Raw genomic sequence first — 18,793 nt, 5'->3', positions numbered from 1 at the left:
GTCCGCCCCTGTCCCTACCGTGCCCAGTGACCGATCGGCCCCGCCTTCGTTCCCCCGTACGGGGGAGTCGAGCTGATCTGAACCGAGGTGTACGCCATGGTGGCCCCGCCGGACAACGACGTGCTGTGGGCACGCGCCCTACATGTCACACACAACGGCTCCCCCGCCCTCACCGGCGTCTCGCTCGGTGTCCGCGAGGGCGAGATCCTCGCCGTCAACGGCCCCCGGGGCAGCGGCAAGACGACCCTCCTGCGGTGTCTCTCCGGCCAACTCCTGCCCCAGCAGGGCGAGGTGTGGTTCAACAGCACGCCCGTCCACACGATGGGTCCGCTCGTACGCGAACGGCTGCGCCGCGACCGCTTCGGCTGGATCGACCCCGAGCCGCACCTCGTCCCCGAGCTCACCGCCTGGGAGAACGTCGCCCTGCCGCTGATGCTGCGCGGCGCCTCGCACCGGGTCTCCAAGCCCGCCGCCCAGGAGTGGCTGGACCGTCTCGACATCGGGGGCTGCGCGCGGAAGCGGCCGCACGCGCTCCTTCAGTCGGAGCGGCAGCGCGTCGCCATCGCCCGCGCCCTGGTCACCACGCCGTCCGTGCTCTTCGCCGACGAGCCCACCGCTCCCCTGCACCGCGCCGACCACACCCTCGCCCTCCGCACCCTGACGACGGCGGCCCGCTCCCACGGCATCACGGTCGTCCTGGCCACGAACGACCAGACCGTCGCCACCCTGGCCGACCGCACGATCAACCTCCTGGACGGCCGCCGCGTCAGCACGGTGCACCTGCCGGGGGCGGACGGGGCCGAGGGGGGTGGGGGCGCGGCGGCCGGGAAGACGGACGCGACGGAGCCCCCGGCTCCTGCGGACCCCGCAGGCACCACGACCACCACAAGCACCACTCCCGCGACGACCACGCCGAGCACCACCGCCACGGCCAATCGTTCCGGCGGCGTCACCGCCCCTGCCCGGACGGAAGGGGCCGCGTGCTCGCTTTCCGTCTAGCCCGGGGCGCCCACCCCGTCGTCCAGCTCCGTCGGCTCCTCGTCGCCGCCGCGTCCGCCGGCACCGGCTTCCTGCTGCTCTGCACCCTGACGTACGCGATGGAGCACCCCGGAGCGGGCGCCGGGCTGCGCCTCGCGTGGTGTGCCGCGCCGATCGCCGCCACCGTCTACTTCGCCGTCGCCGTCGCCCGTACCGACCCCGGCACCCGCCCCCGCGGCGGGCTCTCCGCCGTGGGCCTCGGGCCCGCCCGCCTGATGGTGCTCGGCACCATCTCCACGGCCGTCGCCTGCACGCTCGGCTCCCTGCTCGCGCTGCTCTTCTTCCTGCACCTGCGCGGCGACGTCTCCGGCCTCCCCTTCGACGGGGCGGCCGCCGACCTGCTCGCCGCCGACCAACCGCTCCCGGTCGCCGCCGCGCTCACGCTGCTCGCGCTGGTGCCGATCGCCGCGTCCGCGGCGAGCGCCTTCGTACTGCGACCGCGCTCCACGAAGACCACGGCCAGGGCCGGGGGCATCACGCGCGGGGCCAAGACCGGTCCCGTGACCGCGACCGCGTCCCGGCCCGGCACCGAGCCGCAGTCCGAGTCCGCACCCCCGGCCCGCGCCGAGCCCGGCACCGAACCCGCCGCACCCACGCCACCCCCGAGCGGCCTCCCCTGGGGCGTCGCCCTGCTCGCCGCCGGCCTCGCCGTGGAGACGTACACGAGCCGCTCCGGCGCCACCCCCCGCACCGGCCTCCCCCTGCCCGGCAGCGCCGACGGCAGCCCCGCGGGCGTGCTCGCGGGATGGGCGCTGACCGCGCTCGGCCTCGTCCTCGCGGGACCCGGCCTCACCTACCTCTGCGGACGGCTGCTCCAGGCGGTCAGGCCCGGCGCGCTGCGCCTGCTCGCGGGCCGCGTGCTGCAGGAGGAGGCGCGGCGCATCGGGCGGCCGCTCGGCGTGCTGTGCGCGGTGGCGTCGGGCGCGTACGCGTCGATCGTGCTGTACGCGGGTCCGCGCCCGGAAGCCGGTCCGCTGACCACGCTCGGCGCGCTGCTCGTCGGGGGCTGTGCGGTGCTGACGCTGGCCACGGCCTCCGTGGAGGCACGGCAGGCCCGTTCGGACACGACGTCCGCGCTGCTGCGGCTCGGTGCGCCCGCGACGATGCTGCGCGGTTCGGCGGTGCTCCGCGCGGGCGCGCTGCTCGCCGTGTTCGGCCCGCTGACCTGGGTCGTCGCACAGCTGGCAGCGCTGCCGCTGGCCCCCTGAGAAAAAAGTGCGCGTCGAGCGATGAGTTCCGGGTCGAACGCATGTCTATCCCTCCGTAAGCACACGCGCTGACTGCGCACACACACCGGGAGAGACACCCATGTACCAGCAGATGATCTTCGTGAACCTGGCCGTGTCCGACGTCGCCGCGTCGAAGAAGTTCTTCACGGAGCTCGGGTACACGATCAACCCGCAGTTCTCGAGCGACGATTGCGCGTGCGTGACGATCAGCGACACCATCGTCGCGATGATGCTGAGCAAGGAGCACTACGCGAACTTCACGCAGAAGGAGATCGCGGACGCCACGAAGGTCAGCGAGACGCTGATCTGTCTGAGCGCCGAGAGCCGCGAGAAGGTCGACGAGCTCGTCGACAGAGCGATCGCCGCGGGCGGCACGGCGGGCAAGGTCCAGGACTACGGCACGATGTACGGCCGCGCCTTCGACGACCTGGACGGCCACACCTGGGAGGTCATGTGGATGGACCCGTCGGAGGTCCAGGGCTGACCGAGGCCCGAGGCCGACAAGGTCCAGGGCTGACCGAGGCGCCGGTGACCGCCCTGCTTAGCATGGGCGGATGCATCCGACACCCGAGTCCGCCCCGCAACCCCCCGGCGAGGACCGCGAGATCGAGACCCTCGCCGAGTTCGACGAGGTCTCAGGACGCGGCGCCCTCGCGGGGTGCCGGGTCCAGGCCGTCGACCTGACGGAGCGCACCTCCGCCCTCCTCGCGGCCGACGTCGCGGGCGCCGTCTTCCTCGGCTGCCCCATGCGGGAGGACGCGGCGGCGAAGGTACGGGCGGGCGGCGCGCTGGTCTTCCCGCCCGTCCCGGGACTGCCGTTCAACCCGTACCGCGGCCTGCTCTACTCCGCCGACGACCTGTTCGCCGGCCTCGCCGATGGCGGGTACGACGCGACGCCGGACGCACACGCGTACGACTGGTTCCAGCGGACCAAGGCCGACGGCGACGTCTTCTCGTCGATGCTGCGCGCCATACACGACGACTCCATCTCGGACGCCCTCGACGAGCTCCTCGTCGGAGCCGAGGTCGTCGGTGTCATGGGCGGCCACGCGATGGCCCGCGGCACGGAGGCCTACGCGGGAGCGGCCCGGCTCGGCCGCGCGCTGGCCCGCGCGGGGTTCACGGTCGCCACGGGCGGCGGCCCCGGCGCGATGGAGGCGGCGAACCTCGGCGCCTACGCCGCACCCCTCGACGACACCGCGCTGGACGAGGCCCTCGAACTCCTCGCCAAGGCCCCCTCGTTCACGCCCTCGGTCACGGAGTGGGCGCGGGCGGCGTTCGCGGTCCGCGAGCGGTGGCCCGACGGCGGCGCCTCCGTGGGCATCCCCACGTGGTTCTACGGCCACGAGCCCCCGAACGCGTTCGCCTCCCACCTGGCCAAGTACTTCGCCAACGCCACCCGCGAGGACGGCCTCCTGGCCCGCTCGAACGCGGGCGTCATCTTCCTCCCCGGCGCGGCGGGCACCGTCCAGGAGGTCTTCGACAACGCCACCCCCAACTACTACGAGTCCCGCGGCGAACCCACCCCCATGGTCCTGGTCGACCGCGCCCACTGGACCGACCACCTGCCGGTGTGGCCACTGCTCCAGTCGCTGGCCCGCGACCGCTCGATGGAGTCCCGGATCGCCCTGGTGGACCGGGTGGAGGACGCCCCGGAAGCCCTGCGAAAGCTCGGCGCGACGCCGTCCCGCACGGCCTGAGCACGTACGCGGGAACCGCGTCGGCTCACCCGAACGACGCCCGCTCCAGCCAGAAGTCCAGCAGCTCCCGCTCCCCCACGACCTCCACGCGTCCGCTGTCCAGCGGCCGCCGCCGGTAGAAGGCGAGCAGCACCTCCGTGAGCGGCCCGCGCAGCGCGACCGTCGCCTTCGCGTGACCGCGCCGCCAGGTGAACCCGTCCTCGCCGAACTCGACGAGCCACTCGGCGTCGAGGCCCGCAGGCGCGTCGGTCGCGTGGAGGTGGATGCTGCGTCCCGCGCCCTTGAGCTCCGCCGCGCCGTCGTCGGGGTCGGTGCGCTGGGCGAGGGCGACGAGGTCGAGCCATTCGTCGATGGCGTCCGCGGCGACCTCCGGGTCGACCTCGTACGGGACGCCCACGGCGATGGCGGCGTCCGCGCGGTGGATGACCAGCTCGTGTGTCATGCGGCGCGCCCAGAACGCGGCGCTGTGGTCCTCGGCCCACGACCACACGGCGGCTTCGGCGCCCGCGGCGCGGAACGTGGCCGCGCCGAGCTCCGCGGTGCGGGCGAGCCAGGCGTCGAGGGCGACCGGATCGTCGGCCTTGGAGCCTTCGGAACCTTCCGGACCTTCGGAGCCTTCCGGGCCTTCGAGCTCCGGAATATCCTCATCCGGTATGTCCTGCTCGGCGCGCGTCGCGACCAGGCGCTCGCTCCAGCGCACCGCGCTGCCGGTGTGCCGCACGAGCTGGGCCAGTGTCCAGTCGGGGCAGGTCGGCACAGTCACCGAGAGGTCCGCGCCGGTCAGCGTCGTACGGAGCAGGTCGAGTTGGCGGGCGACTTCGTCGCAGCACCGGTCGTGGCCGAGTGTCGTCATGGCCGAACAGTAGAGCGACGTCGCCGACACGACATCTGAGTTTCCGCGCGGCACTCAGCCGAGCACCACCACATCCTCCGCGTCGAACCCGACGCCCACCGTCTCCCCGACCTCCGGCGCCCTGCGCAGCGCACAAGCCGCCTCCAGGCGCGGCCCCTCCACCGGCTGCAGGTGGACGGCGACGTGCGTGCCGCGGAAGGTCCGCGCCGTGACGAGGCACGGCAGTCCCTCCTCGGCGGAGACGAGCCGCACCCCCGCCGGCCGCACCAGGATCGTGCACGGTCCGGCCGAAGTGCCCTCGGGGACCGGGAGCTTGCCCCACACCGTGTCGGCGGCCCCGCCCGCCACGGTCGCCCGCACCACGTTGTCGAAGCCGAGGAAACGCGCCACGAACTCGTCGGCCGGGTGCTGCCACACCTCCAGCGGGGTGCCGGACTGCGCGATCCGCCCGTCCCGCATGACGACGACGCGGTCGGCGAGCGCGAAGGCCTCGCCCTGGTCGTGCGTGACCGCGAGGACGGTCGTGCCCAACTCGTCGAAGAGTTGCCGGAGTTCGACGACGAGCCGCTCCCGCAGCGAGCGGTCGAGCTGACCGAGGGGCTCGTCGAGCATCAACAGCCGGGGCCGGGGCGCGAGCGCCCGCGCCAGCGCCACGCGCTGCTGCTCACCGCCGGACAGCGCGGCCACCGCGCGCCGCTGCGCCTTCGGGAGGCCGACGAGTTCCAGCAACTCGGCGGCCCGGTCGGCCTGTTCGCCGCGCGACGCACCGTGCATGCGCAGCCCGAAGGCGACGTTGCCCGCCACGTCCCGCTGCGGGAAGAGCTGGTGGTCCTGGAACATGAGGCCGACGCCCCGCTTGTGCGCGGGCACCCCGCGCTGGTCGCGCCCCCCGAGGACGACCTGCCCCGAGTCGAGCCCCTGAAGCCCGGCGACCGCCCGCAGCAGCGTCGACTTGCCGCTGCCGCTCGGCCCGAGCACACAGACGATCTCGTGCTCGGCGACATCGAGGTCCACGGCGTCGAGCACGGCCCGCCCTCCGAAACGTACCGTCGCGTCCCGCAGGCTCAGCAGCGCGTCCGTCATCAGAACTCCCCCGTGGTGCGCTCGGTCCGTACGCGTTCCAGGAGCAGCAGGGACACCGCGCACACCGCCATGAGAATCGTCGAGAGGGCCATCGCCTGGCCGTAGTTGAGGTCGCCCGCGCGTCCGAGCAGCCGGGCCACGGCGACCGGCAGCGTCGGGTTGTCGGGCCGTGCGATGAAGACCGTCGCCCCGAACTCGCCGAGCGACACGGCGAAGGCGAACCCGGCGGCGATCAGCAGCGCCCGCCACACCATGGGCAGGTCGACCTCGCGCCAGGCCCGCAGCGGCGACGCCCCGAGCACGGCCGCCGCCTCGCGGAGCCTGCCGTCCACCGCGCGCAGGACGGGCAGCATGGTGCGTACGACGAACGGCACACCGACCAGGGCCTGGGCCAGCGGCACGAGGATCCAGGAGGACCGCAGATCCAGCGGCGGCTTGTCGAGCGTGATCAGGAACCCGAAGCCCACGGTCACCGCGGAGACGCCGAGCGGCAGCATGAGCAGCGCGTCGAAGCCGCGCACGAGACGGCCCGCGCGCCGGGTGAGGGCGGCGGCCGCGAGCCCGCCGATCAGCACGGCGATGGCCGTGGCCACCACCGCGTACTGCAGCGAATTCCCGATGGCCTCGATCGGCGGTACGAGGAAGGCGCCACCGTCCGCGGAGGTCAGCTCCTTGTAGTACGCGAACCCGAAGCCGTCAGGACCGTCGAAGGACCGCTGAACGAGCACACCGAGCGGCAACAGGATCAACAACACGACGGTCGCCATGACGAACCCGAGCAACGTCCACTGCCCGGCGCCGCGCGGCCTGCGCGCGACGGCGGCGGCGTCGACGAGCTTCAGCGCGCTCTCGCGCCGCCGCACCGTCCACGCGTGGATCGCCAGGATCAGGCCGACCGCGGCGAACTGCACGAGGGTCAGGACGGCGGCCGTCGGCAGGTCGAGGAGTTGCGCGGTCTGCCGGTAGATCTCCACTTCGAGCGTCGAGTACGCGGGCCCGCCGAGGATCTGCACCACACCGAAGGAGGTGAAGGTGAAGAGAAAGACCATGAGCGCGGCGGCCGCGACGGCGGGTGCGAGCGCGGGCAGCGTCACCGTCCGCCACGCCGCCCACCGGGAGGCGCCGAGCATCCGCGCGGCCTCCTCCTGGCGCGGGTCGAGCTGTGACCAGAGGCCGCCGACGGTCCGTACGACGACCGCGTAGTTGAAGAAGACGTGTGCGAGCAGGATCGCCCACACCGTGGTGTCCAGGCGTACGCCCCACAGCTCGTCGAAGAGCCCGCCCCGCCCGATCAGCGCCAGGAACGCCGTGCCGACGACGACGGTCGGGAGCACGAACGGCACGGTGACGACGGCCCGCAGCACCCGCTTCCCCGGAAACTCGAAGCGCGCGAAGACGTACGCGCCGGGGAGCGCGACAAGGAGCGTGAGCGCCGTCGACGCGAGCGCCTGCCAGGTGGTGAACCACAGCACGTGCCGGATGTCGGACTGCCCCAGCACATCCGTGATCCGCCCGAACTGCCACACGCCGTCGATGCGCAGCCCGCGCCCGACGATCGCCGTGACGGGATAGGCGAAGAAGAGCGCGAAGAACGCGACGGGCAAGGCCATCAGACCGAGCCGCGCCGCGCTGCCGCGCCGTGACCCCGCGCGTGGACGGGACTTGGCCCCCTCTGCTACTTCAGTACGAGCGAGGTCCACGACTTGATCCACGGCTCGCGGTTGTCGGCGATCTTCTTCGGGTCCATGGTCTGCGGCGCGTCGACGGTCACGCCGTGCTCGGTGAACAGCTTCGGCAGCTTGGTGCCCTCGCGCACCGGGTTCACGAACATGTTGAGCGGCATGTCCTCCTGGAACTCCTGACCCGCGAGGAAGTCGAGAAGCGCCTTGCCGCCCTTCGCGTTGCCGGCGTTGCTGAGCAGACCCGCGTACTCGACCTGGCGGAAGCAGGTACCGGTCGCGACGCCGGTCGGCGCCTGCTTGGGCTGCGGCTTGCCGTACAGCACCTCGACGGGCGGCGAGGAGGCATACGAGACGACGAGCGGCCGGTCCCCCTTGGCCTTCTTGCCGCCCGCGGACCCGGAGAACTCCTCGTTGTACGCCTGCTCCCAGCCGTCGACGACCTTCACACCGTTGGCCTTGAGCTTCTTCCAGTAGCTCTCCCAGCCGTCGTCGCCGTACTCGGCGGCGGTGCCGAGCAGGAAGCCGAGGCCGGGCGACGAGGTCGAGGCGTTCTCGGTGACGAGCAGGTCCTTGTAGGCGGGCTTGGTCAGGTCGGCGAAGGACTTCGGCGGCGCCAGCTTCTTGTCGGCGAAGTACTTCTTGTCGTAGTTGACGCAGATGTCACCGCTGTCGACGGGCGTGACCCGGTGCTTCCCCTCATCGACCCGGAACTCGGCCTTGATCTTCTCCGAGCCCTTGACCTGATAAGCCTGAAAGAGCCCGTTGTCGAGCGCCCGGGAGAGCAGCGTGTTGTCGACGCCGAAGAAGACGTCGCCCTGCGGGTTGTCCTTGGACAGGATCGCCTTGTTCACGGCGGCGCCCGCGTCACCGTCCTTGAGGACCTTGACCTTGTACCCGGACCGCTTCTCGAAGTCCTTCAACACGTCCTTGGAGACATTGAAGGAGTCGTGGCTGACAAGCGTGACGCTCTTGGAGTCGGATGCTCCGGACCCTCCATCGGAGCTGCCGCACGCGGAGACAGCGACGAGCCCGATGCCCACCGCCACGGCGGTGAACGTGACCTTCTTGGTGCTCCCTGACCTGGTGGTGCTCACTGACTTTTCCTCCTGGGTGACCAGGAGAAGACGCGGCCCCGCCCGCGCACCGGCGGCACGCGGGCAGGGCGCTACAGCTTGAGTGATGCCCGAACTTCCTACCCAGAATGACCTGGGCGAGGTTCAGAGGGTCTGCGGCCCACCTGTCCAAAGTGACCGCACTCTCAGCGCTGTGGCGCTCCCCTGTCGGAATATGCAGATGTGTGTACTCGTACGGTACGGAGCCGCACGCCCCGCCAGACTACCTCTCGGCCTACCGCTCGGCCGCCGCCAGCTGGCCGCACGCCCCGTCGATCTCCTGGCCCCGGGTGTCCCGGATCGTGACGGGCACACCATGGGCGGCGATGGCCTCGACGAAGGCCTTCTCGTCCTCGGGCCGCGAGGCCGTCCACTTCGAGCCCGGCGTCGGGTTCAGCGGAATGAGGTTGACGTGCACGGGCTTGCCCTTGAGCAGCCGCCCGAGCCGGTCACCTCGCCACGCCTGGTCGTTGATGTCGCGGATCAGTGCGTACTCGATGGAGAGCCGGCGCCCGGACTTCGCGGCGTACTCCCACCCGGCGTCCAGCACCTCCCGCACCTTCCACCGCGTATTGACCGGCACGAGGGTGTCGCGCAGCTCGTCGTCCGGCGCGTGCAGGGAGATCGCGAGCCGGCACTTGAAGCCCTCGTCGGAGAACCGGTGGATGGCGGGCACGAGCCCCACCGTCGACACGGTGATCCCACGCTGCGACAGCCCCAGACCGTCGGGCTCGGGGTCGGTGAGGCGGCGAATGGCCCCCGTCACACGGTTGTAGTTGGCGAGCGGCTCCCCCATCCCCATGAAGACGATGTTGGAGAGCCGAGCGGGCCCACCCGGAATCTCGCCGTCCCGGAGCGCCCGCATGCCGTCAACGATCTGATGCACGATCTCACCGGTGGACAGGTTCCGGTCGAGACCGGCCTGCCCCGTGGCACAGAACGGACAGTTCATGCCGCAGCCCGCCTGGGAGCTGATGCACATGGTGACCCGGTCCGGATACCGCATCAGCACGGACTCGACGAGCGTCCCGTCGAAGAGCCGCCACAGCGTCTTGCGGGTCGTGTCGTCGTCACAGCTGATGTGCCGCACCACGGACATCAGATCGGGCAGCAACGCCTCCCGCAGCTTCTCGCGCGCCCCGGCCGGGATGTCGGTCCACTCGGCCGGGTCGTGCGCATACCGCGCGAAGTAGTGCTGCGACAGCTGCTTGGCACGGAACGGCTTCTCGCCGATGGCGGCGACGGCTTCCTTGCGCTCGGCGGGCGTGAGGTCGGCGAGGTGCCGCGGGGGCTTCTTGGCACCGCGGGGCGCGACAAAGGTGAGTTCTCCGGGTACAGGCATGGTCCTTCCAGTGTCGCAGACATACGACGAGGGGCCCGCCGCCCTGTGGACAACGAACCCCTCACGCACATCTACGCAGGTCAGAGCAGGTCAGACCCGCGTCACCCGGTCAGCCGGACCCCACGAACGCCACGAGCAGCAGCCACACCACCGGTGCCGTCGGCAGCAGGGAGTCCAGGCGGTCCATGATGCCGCCGTGGCCCGGCAGCAGCGTGCCCATGTCCTTGATGCCGAGGTCCCGCTTGATCATGGACTCGCCGAGGTCGCCGAGCGTGGCGCTCGCCGCGACGGCGAAGCCGATCACCAGGCCCTGCCACCACACACCGTCGTCGATGAGGAAGTGCAGGCACAGCGCGCCCGCGGCCATCGCGAAGGTGACCGCGCCGACCAGGCCCTCGCGGGTCTTGCCGGGGCTGATGCGCGGCGCCAGCTTGTGCTTGCCGAAGCGCCAGCCGATCGCGTACGCGCCCGTGTCGCTGACCACGGTCAGGAGCAGGAACGTGAGGACCCGCTGCGGACCGTCGTCCGCCGTGAGCATCAGCGCCACGAAGGTCGCGAGGAACGGAACGTAGAAGGCCGCGAAGACCCCCGCCGTGACGTCCTTCAGATAGCCCTCGGGCGGCTCGGTCATGCGCCAGACGAGAACGGCGAGCGCGGTGAGCGCCATCGCGACCCACGCGCCCTCGGTCCCGCGCACGTACCCGGCGACGACCATCGCCGCGCCGCCCACCGCGAGCGGTACGAGAGGCGCCTTGATGCCCTTGCGCTCCTCCAGGCGGGAGGTGAGCTCCCAGAGGCCGACCACGACGGCGACCGCTATCACGCCGATGAAGACGGCCTTCACGATGAACAACGACGCGATGATCACCGCGCCGAGTCCCACACCGACTCCTATGGCTGCCCCGAGATCGCGGCCCGCGCTCTTCTTCTGCGGTGCGGCCGGGGCGGGCTGCGGCTGTGGTGCGCTGGGCATGGGCTCCTGCGGAGGCTCGTCACGGAACAGGGGGCCGCCCATCCGAGTGGCCCCCCGGTCGTCGTCCTGGTCTCCGCCGGTCACGGGTACGTCGGGCACGATGGGCATGGGCTGCGTCTCGGACGGAAACAGCGCGTCCTGCGCATCGTACGCGGGACCCGGCGGGGTCGCCCCCTGGCCGGGGCCCTGGGCGGACGGCCCCCAATACCCGGCTCTGGGCGGCGCCCCCCAGGAAGAGTCGTTCACGGATCGATTTCCTGATTCCTCGGACTCGAGCCTCGGCTCAGACTTCGAGCAGCTCGGCTTCCTTGTGCTTGAGCAGCTCGTCCACCTGGGCGACGTACTTCGCGGTGGTGTCGTCGAGCTCCTTCTCGGCGCGGCGCCCCTCGTCCTCGCCGACGTCGCCGTCCTTGATCGCCTTGTCGAAGGCCTCCTTGGCCTTGCGGCGGATCGACCGGATCGAGATCTTGGAGTCCTCGGCCTTGGTCTTGGCGACCTTGATGAACTCCTTGCGGCGGTCCTGGGTGAGCTCGGGGAAGGTCACCCGGATGATGTTGCCGTCGTTGCTCGGGTTGACGCCGAGGTCGGAGTCCCGGATGGCCTGCTCGATGTTGCGCAGCGCGCTCTTGTCGAACGGGGTCACCACGGCCATCCGCGGCTCGGGCACCGAGAACGAGGCCAGCTGGTTGATCGGCGTCAGCGCGCCGTAGTAGTCAGCCACGATCTTGTTGAACATCGCCGGGTGCGCACGGCCGGTGCGGATCGCGGCGAAGTCCTCCTTGGCGACCACGACGGCCTTCTCCATCTTCTCCTCGGCCTCGAGGAGGGTCTCTTCGATCACCACTTGCTCCTGCGTGTCTTGAGTGGCCCGGCTAGCACGGGGCGGCCGGCTGCGTCGCGTCTCTTTCCTGCACGGTGTCCGACCGGCAGGGCTTTGTCCATCCCCTCAAGGCCCGTCCACAGGACGTTCCTTGAGGCTGGCCCAGGTCTCTCGGGGTCAGGCCCGGCTTCCCTGGTCGCCCACGAGTGTGCCGATCTTCTCACCCTTGACGGCCCGCGCGATATTGCCCTCGGAGAGCAGCTCGAAGACCAGGATGGGCAGCTTGTTGTCCCGGCACAGCGTGATCGCGGTCATGTCGGCGACCTTGAGGTCGCGGGTGATGACCTCGCCGTAGCCGAGGGAGTCGAACTTCACCGCGTCGGGGTTGGTCTTCGGGTCGGAGTCGTAGACACCGTCCACGCCGTTCTTGCCCATGAGCAGCGCCTCGGCATCGATCTCGAGGGCGCGCTGCGCGGCGGTGGTGTCGGTGGAGAAGTACGGCATGCCCATGCCGGCACCGAAGATGACCACACGGCCCTTCTCCAGGTGGCGCACGGCGCGCAGCGGGATGTACGGCTCCGCGACCTGCCCCATCGTGATGGCGGTCTGGACGCGGCAGTCGATGCCTTCCTTCTCCAGGAAGTCCTGCAGCGCGAGGCAGTTCATGACGGTGCCGAGCATGCCCATGTAGTCGGAGCGCGCCCGGTCCATGCCGCGCTGCTGGAGCTCGGCGCCGCGGAAGAAGTTGCCTCCGCCGATGACGGCGGCGATCTGGGCGCCGTCACGGACGACGGCGGCGATCTCCCGCGCGATGGCGTGCACCACGTCGGGGTCGACCCCGAGGCCGCCCCCACCGGCGAACGCTTCGCCGGAGAGCTTCAGCAGGAAGCGCCCGGCAACTTTGCCGTCATCACTCTTCGAGTCGGCCTGGGTGGTCATGTGCTTCTCGCTTCTCTTACTCGGCACAACATACGAAGAAGGCCACTGCCGGTGGGGTGTCGTTCGCAACCCATGCTCGGCAGTGGCCTCCTCGTCAGATCCTGCGGTCGTACGTCGCGTACGAGGACCGTACGCGGGCGACCGCTGTCGACCCTATACGGGTCTACCGTCGATCGCGGTACGGACTCAGATGCCGACCTTGATGCGCGAGAAGCGCTTCAGGGTGACACCGGCCTCGGCGAGAACCTTCTCGACCGACTTCTTGTTGTCCAGCGCGTAGGGCTGGCCGAGGAGGGTGGCCTCCTTGAAGAAGCCGTTGACGCGACCCTCGACGATCTTCGGCAGGGCGGCCTCGGGCTTGCCCTCGGCGCGGGTGGTCTCCTCGGCGACGCGGCGCTCCGACTCGACGACCTCGGCCGGGACGTCCTCGCGGGAGAGGTACTTCGGCGCGAAGGCGGCGATGTGCTGGGCGATGCCCTTGGCGACGTCGGCGTCGGCCTTGTCCAGCTCGACGAGGACACCGATCTGCGGGGGCAGGTCGGGCATCGTGCGGTGCATGTACGCGGAGACGTAGGCGCCCGAGAACTGCGCGAAGCGGTCCAGGACGATCTTCTCGCCGAGGTTGGCGTTGGCCTCGTCGACGTACGCCTGGACGGTCTTGCCGGCCTCGATCTCGGACGCGAGCAGCGCGTCGAGGTCGGCCGGGGACGTCTTGGCGATGTGGGCGGCGAGGTTGTTCGCGACGGCCTGGAACTTCTCGCCCTTGGCGACGAAGTCCGTCTCGCACTTCAGCTCGACGATGACACCGGAGGTGTTGTCGTCGGCGATGAGGGAGACCACGGCGCCGTTCTCGGCGGAACGGCCCTCGCGCTTGGCGACGCCCTTCTGGCCCTTGATGCGGAGCGCCTCGACGGCCTTGTCGACGTTGCCCTCGGCCTCGTCGAGCGCCTTCTTGCAGTCCATCATGCCGGCGCCCGTGAGCTCACGGAGCTTCTTGACGTCAGCGGCGGTGTAGTTCGCCATGATCGAAAATTCTCTCTCGAAGTCTGAAAGATCTACGGAGGTCTACGGGTGAACGGCGGGGGCCGATCGGGCCCCCGCCATCAACAACCGAACCTGTGAGGTCAGGCCTGCTCGGCGTCCGCGGCCGCGGCGGGGGCGTCGGCCTGCTCGGCGTCGGCAGCCTTCTCCGTCTCGGCGGACTTCTGAACCTCGGCCTCGGCCTCGGCCTCGGGGGCCTTCGGCTCCTCGGCCTTCTTCTCGCCCTCGAGCAGGTCGCGCTCCCACTCGGCGAGCGGCTCGCCCTGGGCCTTCTCGCCCGGCTTCGAGTCACCGGCGGCAACGCCGGAGCGGGCAATGAGGCCCTCGGCGACGGCGTCGGCGATCACGCGGGTGAGCAGGGTGACGGAGCGGATCGCGTCGTCGTTGCCCGGGATCTTGTAGTCGACCTCGTCGGGGTCACAGTTGGTGTCGAGGATGGCGACGACCGGGATGTTGAGCTTCCGGGCCTCGCCGACCGCGATGTGCTCCTTCTTGGTGTCCACGATCCAGACGGCGCTGGGCACCTTCTGCATCTCGCGGATACCACCGAGGGTCTTCTCCAGCTTGGCCTTCTCGCGCGAGAGCACGAGAAGCTCCTTCTTGGTCAGACCGGAAGCGGCGACGTCCTCGAAGTCGATCTGCTCGAGCTCCTTGAGGCGCTGCAGACGCTTGTAGACGGTCGAGAAGTTGGTGAGCATGCCGCCCAGCCAGCGCTGGTTGACGTAGGGCATGCCGACGCGGGTGGCCTGCTCCGCGATGGCCTCCTGCGCCTGCTTCTTCGTGCCGACGAACATGACCGTGCCGCCGTGGGCGACGGTCTCCTTGACGAACTCGTAGGCGCGGTCGATGTACGACAGCGACTGGAGCAGGTCGATGATGTAGATGCCGTTGCGCTCCGTGAAGATGAAGCGCTTCATCTTCGGGTTCCAACGACGGGTCTGGTGACCGAAGTGGACGCCGCTCTCCAGCAGCTCCCGCATCGTGACGACGGCCATGGCCGTTCTCCTTGAGATTCTCGGTTGTGCCGCGTGTGCCGGACGGCACTCGCGCCTGACGCCCGCTGTGCGCCTTGCCACTAGTTGCCACTAGGGACCGAGGGGCGCTGACACCGGCTTGTTCATGGCCTGGTGTCGGGGCGTGCGAAGTCGACCCGGTGACCCGGATCGCCAAAAGAAGTGTACGGGACCCGCGGGGTGGCAGGTGACGCCGCTTCCCTTGACCGGGTGACGCGGTTATCCACAAGCAGCGGGCCGTCCACAGAAATGGTCCATGATCCCTGCGGACGGGCCCGTCGCGGGACGGTTCTCGCATGCGCCTGGAACTGCTGCTGCCCACGCTGGCGGCCCTGCTCGTGACCTTCCTTGCCCCGGCCCCGGCCCCGGCTCCGATCGCTGCGCCGGTCCCGGCTCCGGCCTCGACCTGGCCGGTCGGCTCCCGGCCGACGGTCGTACGCGGCTGGAGTCCCCCGGCGACCGTGTACGGCGCGGGTCACCGGGGCGTGGACCTGACCGCCGCTCCGGGCGCCGCGGTGCGCGCCGTCGCGCCGGGCCGCGTCTCGTTCGCGGGCCGGGTGGCGGGCCGGGGCGTGGTCGCGGTGGAGCTGGACGGCACGGGGGACCCGCCGCTGCGCACGACGTACGAACCGGTGCGGGCGACGGTGAAAAAGGGCGACACGGTCGCGGCGGGCGCTTCCGTGGGCGTCCTGGAGCGCCCGACGGGCCACTGCCCGACGAGCTGCCTCCACTGGGGCCTGCTCAGAGCGCGGACCTACCTGAACCCGCTGACGCTCCTGCCACCGTGGCTGCTGCACCACGGCCCGTCCCGCCTGCTGCCCCTGCAGGGCCCGCCCCCGACGCTGCTCTCACTACGGGAACCGCCAGGGCCGGTGGGGCCTGGGCTCAGCCCCGGACGCCTCGCAGAGCCATCGCCACGGCCGCCTCCGTGATGGCCTCCGGCTGCTCCGCCACCCCGAGCTCGATGCGCCGCACCGCGGCGTCCACGATGCCCTGGAGCAGCATCGCCGCCATGCGGGGCTGCTCGTGCCCCAGCTCTTCGAGCGCCTCGACGATCATCGCGATGAGGCCACCGTGCGCGGCGCGGATCTTCTCGCGCGCACCGGCGTCCAGCTCGCTCGCCGAGATGGCGACCACGGCGCGGTGCCGCCGGTCACCGACCAGCGCCAGCTGTCGTCGTACGTACGCCTCGACCTTGCCCTCGGCCGATTCCTCGCACTCCATCGCCGCCGAGACCTCCGCCGCCCAGACGGGGAAGTCGACCTCGCACAGCTCCTCGACCACGGCTGCCCGCGAGCGGAAGTACTCGTACACGGACGACCGGGCGAGGCCGGTGCGCTCGGCGAGTGCGGGGAAGGTCAGCGCCTCCGTACCGCCTTCGGACAGCAGGGAACGCGCGGCGTCCAGCAGGGCGCCGCGCTGCATCGACCGGTGCTCGGCCACGGAGGCCGCTCGAATCCTTGGCACAGCTCCACTTTACGGACGGGATGCCGCGCGCGGGAGCCGCTCCCTCGCGCGACGTCCTCGGGCAGGGACGATTCAGCGACACTCAGCGCCCAAAACTCGCCAGCTTCGCACGCAGCTGCAGCACGGATTTGGTGTGGATCTGACTCACCCGGCTCTCGGTCACCCCGAGGACGTTGCCGATCTCGGCGAGCGTGAGCCCTTCGTAGTAGTAGAGCGTGACGACGGTCTTCTCACGCTCCGGCAGCGTGTTGATGGCCCGCGCTAGCAGCCTGCGGAGCTCGCGGTCCTCGGCGACCTCGACGGGGTTGTCGGCCGCGTGGTCCTCGAGTGTGTCCATCAGGCTGAGCCGGTCGCCGCCGTCGCTGCCCGCGTGGAGCAGCTCTTCGAGGGCCACGACGTTCGCCAGCGACAACTGGCTGAAAACCGCGTGCAGTTCCTCCAGCGCGATCCCCATCTCGGCGGCGACCTCGCCCTCCGAGGGAGTGCGCCTCAACTGCGCCTCGAGCGTGGCGTACGCACGCTCGACGTTGCGCGCCTTCTGCCGCACCGACCGCGGGATCCAGTCGAGCGCACGCAGTTCGTCGATCATGGCCCCGCGGATGCGGGTGATCGCGTACGTCTCGAACTTGATGGACCGCTCGATGTCGAACTTCTCGATCGCGTCGATGAGCCCGAACACGCCGGACGACACGAAGTCGGCCTGCTCGACATTGGGCGGCAGCCCCACGCTGACCCGGCCCGCGACGTACTTCACCAGCGGCGAGTAGTGCAGGATCAGCTGCTCCCGCAGCCGCCCGTCCCCCGTCTCCTTGTACGAGCGCCACAGCTCGTCCAGCGACGAGGGCGCGGGGGGCCGCTCCTGCTCGCCGCTACGGGCGGCGGGGGGAACCGCTGCCCGATCGGACCCTGAGGTGTGCTGGGGCATTCGTCGCCTTGAGCCGTTCTGCCGTGAACCGGGGAGGTCGGTGGGGTCGCCTGAACTGGGGAGGTCGCGTGGGTCGGTGAGGTCGCGCGAGCCGGTGGAAGCACCGGTGTCGCTCGCGCCGGAGTGGTGGAGAGCGTGCGTGGAGTGAATGAGGTCGTCCGTCTGTTGCCTGTCCGCGTCGGAATCTGTGTGAGCGTAGCGTGACTGAAGTGTCGCAGTGAGCGAAGAGTATGGGATCGCGCGTGCGCAGATACGTTCCGCTTGCCCCCTTCAGGAGTCAGCGTCGTCGCCCTGTGTAATGACTCCGACGCGCCAACTGCACGATTTCCCAAGGTCGTCGGGGGTCATCCGTCCGGCGGAACACGCTCGGTCACGATTCCTCCCCATTGGCGAACACGGACAGAATCGCCTGGCGTGTCAACTGCCAGCCGTCGCCGTGTCGTTCGACGAACCCCAACGACTGAAGTTCGTACAGCCGCCCGACCGCATCGTCCTCGGTGGTCCCTGCCCCGATCGCGATGTCCCGCACCGCGGCGAGCCCCCGCGCCGGCAGGGCGGCGAGGACGCGCCGCACTCCGGAAGCGAGCAGGTCACGCGGCACGACGGGCCCCCGCCTGGCCGGGGCGAGCTCCCCCATGTCACCGACCAGCTCGACGACTTCGGAGGCGTCCGTGACGAGGACTCCGTCACCCCGCAGCAGTTCGTGCACCCCGGCCGAAAGGCCGCTGGTCGCGGGTCCCGGCACCCCCATGACGAAGCGTCCCAGCTCCTGGGCACCGCGCGCCGTGGCGAGCGCCCCGCTGCGGTACGCGGCCTCGACCACCACCGTTCCCCTGGTCAGCGCCGCGATCACCCTGTTCCGCAGGATGAACCGGCTCGGCGTCGGATGGTCCCCCGGCGGCAACTCACCCACCACGAGCCCCTGTTCCGCGATGCGTCCGATCAGCCCGGCGTGCCCGCGCGGATAGGGCCGGTCGACCCCGCAGGCCAGGACGGCCACGGTTGCACCTCCGGCGCCGAGCGCCCCTCGGTGTGCGGCACCGTCCACGCCGTACGCCCCTCCGGAGATCACGACCCAGCCGCGCTCCGCGAGCCCCGCGGCGAGCTCGGCCGCCATGTGCGCGCCGTACCCCGAACAGGCCCGTGAGCCGACGACGGCCACCGACCGCAGCCCCCATATCCGCAGGGACGGCCGTCCCCGCACCCAGAGCCCGAGCGGCCGCGCGTCCCCCAGGTCGTCCAGGGTGACCGGCCACTCCGCGTCCCCCGGACACACGAACCTCCCCCCGACATCCCGCACCGCCGCGAGATCCCGCTCCGGACGCACCGCGGCGGCCCGCACCCTCAGCCCGTCCCACCGCCGCGCCGTCACCCCGGGCAGCCGTGCCTCTCCCTCCGGTCCCGTGAGGCACCGCAGCACCTCCGCCGCCCCGACCTCGCGCAGCCACCGCCCGCCGACCGCGTCCCCCGGCTCGAGGACCCGCGTCAACGCGACGCGGGCCAGCCGCTCGCCGTCCGGCGGCGGACTCGACGGCGGATCCGACGACGGCTTCCACGAGGAATCCGACGGCAGCCC

The 18,793-nt window shown here is 70.9% G+C and carries 17 protein-coding genes, 1 pseudogene and 1 riboswitch; of the genes and pseudogenes, 5 read left to right on the top strand and 13 right to left on the bottom strand.

Going from position 1 to position 18,793, the window contains the following annotated elements:
* Window positions 1–96: 96 nt before the first annotated feature.
* The 4 genes and pseudogenes from DEJ49_RS26785 to DEJ49_RS26770 all read left to right on the top strand — a co-directional run.
* Window positions 97–807: pseudogene (locus DEJ49_RS26785) on the top strand (ABC transporter ATP-binding protein); the annotation flags it as partial.
* A 173-nt stretch (window positions 808–980) separates the two neighbouring features.
* Window positions 981–2,246 carry a hypothetical protein gene (locus DEJ49_RS26780; protein WP_150186473.1) on the top strand — a complete coding sequence of 422 codons (1,266 nt, stop codon included), beginning with the start codon at window positions 981–983 and terminating at the stop codon, window positions 2,244–2,246.
* 100 nt (window positions 2,247–2,346) lie between these two features.
* A complete protein-coding gene (locus DEJ49_RS26775; RefSeq protein ID WP_150186472.1) occupies window positions 2,347–2,751 on the top strand; it encodes a VOC family protein in 405 nt (134 codons plus the stop codon).
* 70 nt (window positions 2,752–2,821) lie between these two features.
* Complete coding sequence (locus DEJ49_RS26770; RefSeq protein ID WP_150186471.1) at window positions 2,822–3,967, top strand: LOG family protein; 1,146 nt, start codon at window positions 2,822–2,824, stop codon at window positions 3,965–3,967.
* A 25-nt stretch (window positions 3,968–3,992) separates the two neighbouring features.
* On the opposite strand, the gene DEJ49_RS26765 is transcribed toward DEJ49_RS26770, so the two are convergent.
* The 10 genes from DEJ49_RS26765 to rpsB form a co-directional block, all read right to left on the bottom strand.
* Complete coding sequence (locus tag DEJ49_RS26765) at window positions 3,993–4,820, bottom strand: maleylpyruvate isomerase family mycothiol-dependent enzyme (RefSeq protein ID WP_150186470.1); 828 nt, start codon at window positions 4,818–4,820, stop codon at window positions 3,993–3,995.
* A gap of 54 nt (window positions 4,821–4,874) precedes the next feature.
* The gene (locus DEJ49_RS26760) at window positions 4,875–5,903 is read right to left on the bottom strand and encodes an ABC transporter ATP-binding protein (protein ID WP_150186469.1); all 1,029 of its coding nucleotides are present in this window, start codon (window positions 5,901–5,903) and stop codon (window positions 4,875–4,877) included.
* Window positions 5,903–7,603 (bottom strand): ABC transporter permease, encoded by a 1,701-nt coding sequence (locus tag DEJ49_RS26755; protein ID WP_150186468.1) that lies wholly within the window; start codon window positions 7,601–7,603, stop codon window positions 5,903–5,905. The genes DEJ49_RS26760 and DEJ49_RS26755 overlap by 1 nt, the downstream gene beginning before the upstream one ends.
* Window positions 7,579–8,679: a thiamine ABC transporter substrate binding subunit gene (locus DEJ49_RS26750; RefSeq protein WP_150186467.1), complete on the bottom strand. Its 1,101-nt coding sequence runs from the start codon at window positions 8,677–8,679 to the stop codon at window positions 7,579–7,581. Before DEJ49_RS26750 ends, DEJ49_RS26755 begins: the two co-directional genes overlap by 25 nt.
* Before the next feature lie 77 nt (window positions 8,680–8,756).
* Window positions 8,757–8,874, bottom strand: a riboswitch (TPP riboswitch).
* A 58-nt stretch (window positions 8,875–8,932) separates the two neighbouring features.
* Window positions 8,933–10,039: a 23S rRNA (adenine(2503)-C(2))-methyltransferase RlmN gene (gene rlmN / locus DEJ49_RS26745; protein WP_055567284.1), complete on the bottom strand. Its 1,107-nt coding sequence runs from the start codon at window positions 10,037–10,039 to the stop codon at window positions 8,933–8,935.
* A 109-nt stretch (window positions 10,040–10,148) separates the two neighbouring features.
* Window positions 10,149–11,258, bottom strand: a complete 1,110-nt coding sequence (locus tag DEJ49_RS26740) for a phosphatidate cytidylyltransferase (RefSeq protein WP_150186466.1) — start codon at window positions 11,256–11,258, stop codon at window positions 10,149–10,151.
* A gap of 37 nt (window positions 11,259–11,295) precedes the next feature.
* Complete coding sequence (gene frr, locus DEJ49_RS26735; protein WP_150186465.1) at window positions 11,296–11,853, bottom strand: ribosome recycling factor; 558 nt, start codon at window positions 11,851–11,853, stop codon at window positions 11,296–11,298.
* A 156-nt stretch (window positions 11,854–12,009) separates the two neighbouring features.
* On the bottom strand, window positions 12,010–12,771 hold the full coding sequence (gene pyrH / locus DEJ49_RS26730) for a UMP kinase (RefSeq protein WP_150186464.1): 762 nt from the start codon (window positions 12,769–12,771) through the stop codon (window positions 12,010–12,012).
* A gap of 186 nt (window positions 12,772–12,957) precedes the next feature.
* Window positions 12,958–13,794, bottom strand: a complete 837-nt coding sequence (gene tsf, locus DEJ49_RS26725; protein ID WP_150186463.1) for a translation elongation factor Ts — start codon at window positions 13,792–13,794, stop codon at window positions 12,958–12,960.
* Between the two features lie 101 nt (window positions 13,795–13,895).
* On the bottom strand, window positions 13,896–14,807 hold the full coding sequence (gene rpsB / locus DEJ49_RS26720; protein ID WP_150186462.1) for a 30S ribosomal protein S2: 912 nt from the start codon (window positions 14,805–14,807) through the stop codon (window positions 13,896–13,898).
* 314 nt (window positions 14,808–15,121) lie between these two features.
* On the opposite strand from rpsB, the gene DEJ49_RS26715 reads away from it, so the two are divergent.
* Window positions 15,122–15,757: a M23 family metallopeptidase gene (locus DEJ49_RS26715; protein WP_150186461.1), complete on the top strand. Its 636-nt coding sequence runs from the start codon at window positions 15,122–15,124 to the stop codon at window positions 15,755–15,757.
* Here the strand turns inward: DEJ49_RS26715 and DEJ49_RS26710 are convergent.
* From DEJ49_RS26710 to dprA, 3 genes are all read right to left on the bottom strand, one after another.
* Entirely contained in the window at window positions 15,711–16,268 is a 558-nt protein-coding gene (locus DEJ49_RS26710) for a TetR/AcrR family transcriptional regulator (protein ID WP_150188492.1), read from the bottom strand. The genes DEJ49_RS26715 and DEJ49_RS26710 overlap by 47 nt on opposite strands.
* A 106-nt stretch (window positions 16,269–16,374) precedes the next feature.
* A complete protein-coding gene (gene whiG, locus DEJ49_RS26705; protein WP_150186460.1) occupies window positions 16,375–17,217 on the bottom strand; it encodes an RNA polymerase sigma factor WhiG in 843 nt (280 codons plus the stop codon).
* A gap of 370 nt (window positions 17,218–17,587) precedes the next feature.
* Window positions 17,588–18,721 carry a DNA-processing protein DprA gene (gene dprA, locus DEJ49_RS26700; protein WP_223833229.1) on the bottom strand — a complete coding sequence of 378 codons (1,134 nt, stop codon included), beginning with the start codon at window positions 18,719–18,721 and terminating at the stop codon, window positions 17,588–17,590.
* Window positions 18,722–18,793: the final 72 nt, after the last annotated feature.

Origin of the sequence: Streptomyces venezuelae, from assembly GCF_008642335.1 — a bacterium.
Classification (GTDB): Bacteria; Actinomycetota; Actinomycetes; order Streptomycetales; family Streptomycetaceae; genus Streptomyces; species Streptomyces venezuelae_F.
This window is presented reverse-complemented; position numbering and strand designations above follow the sequence as displayed.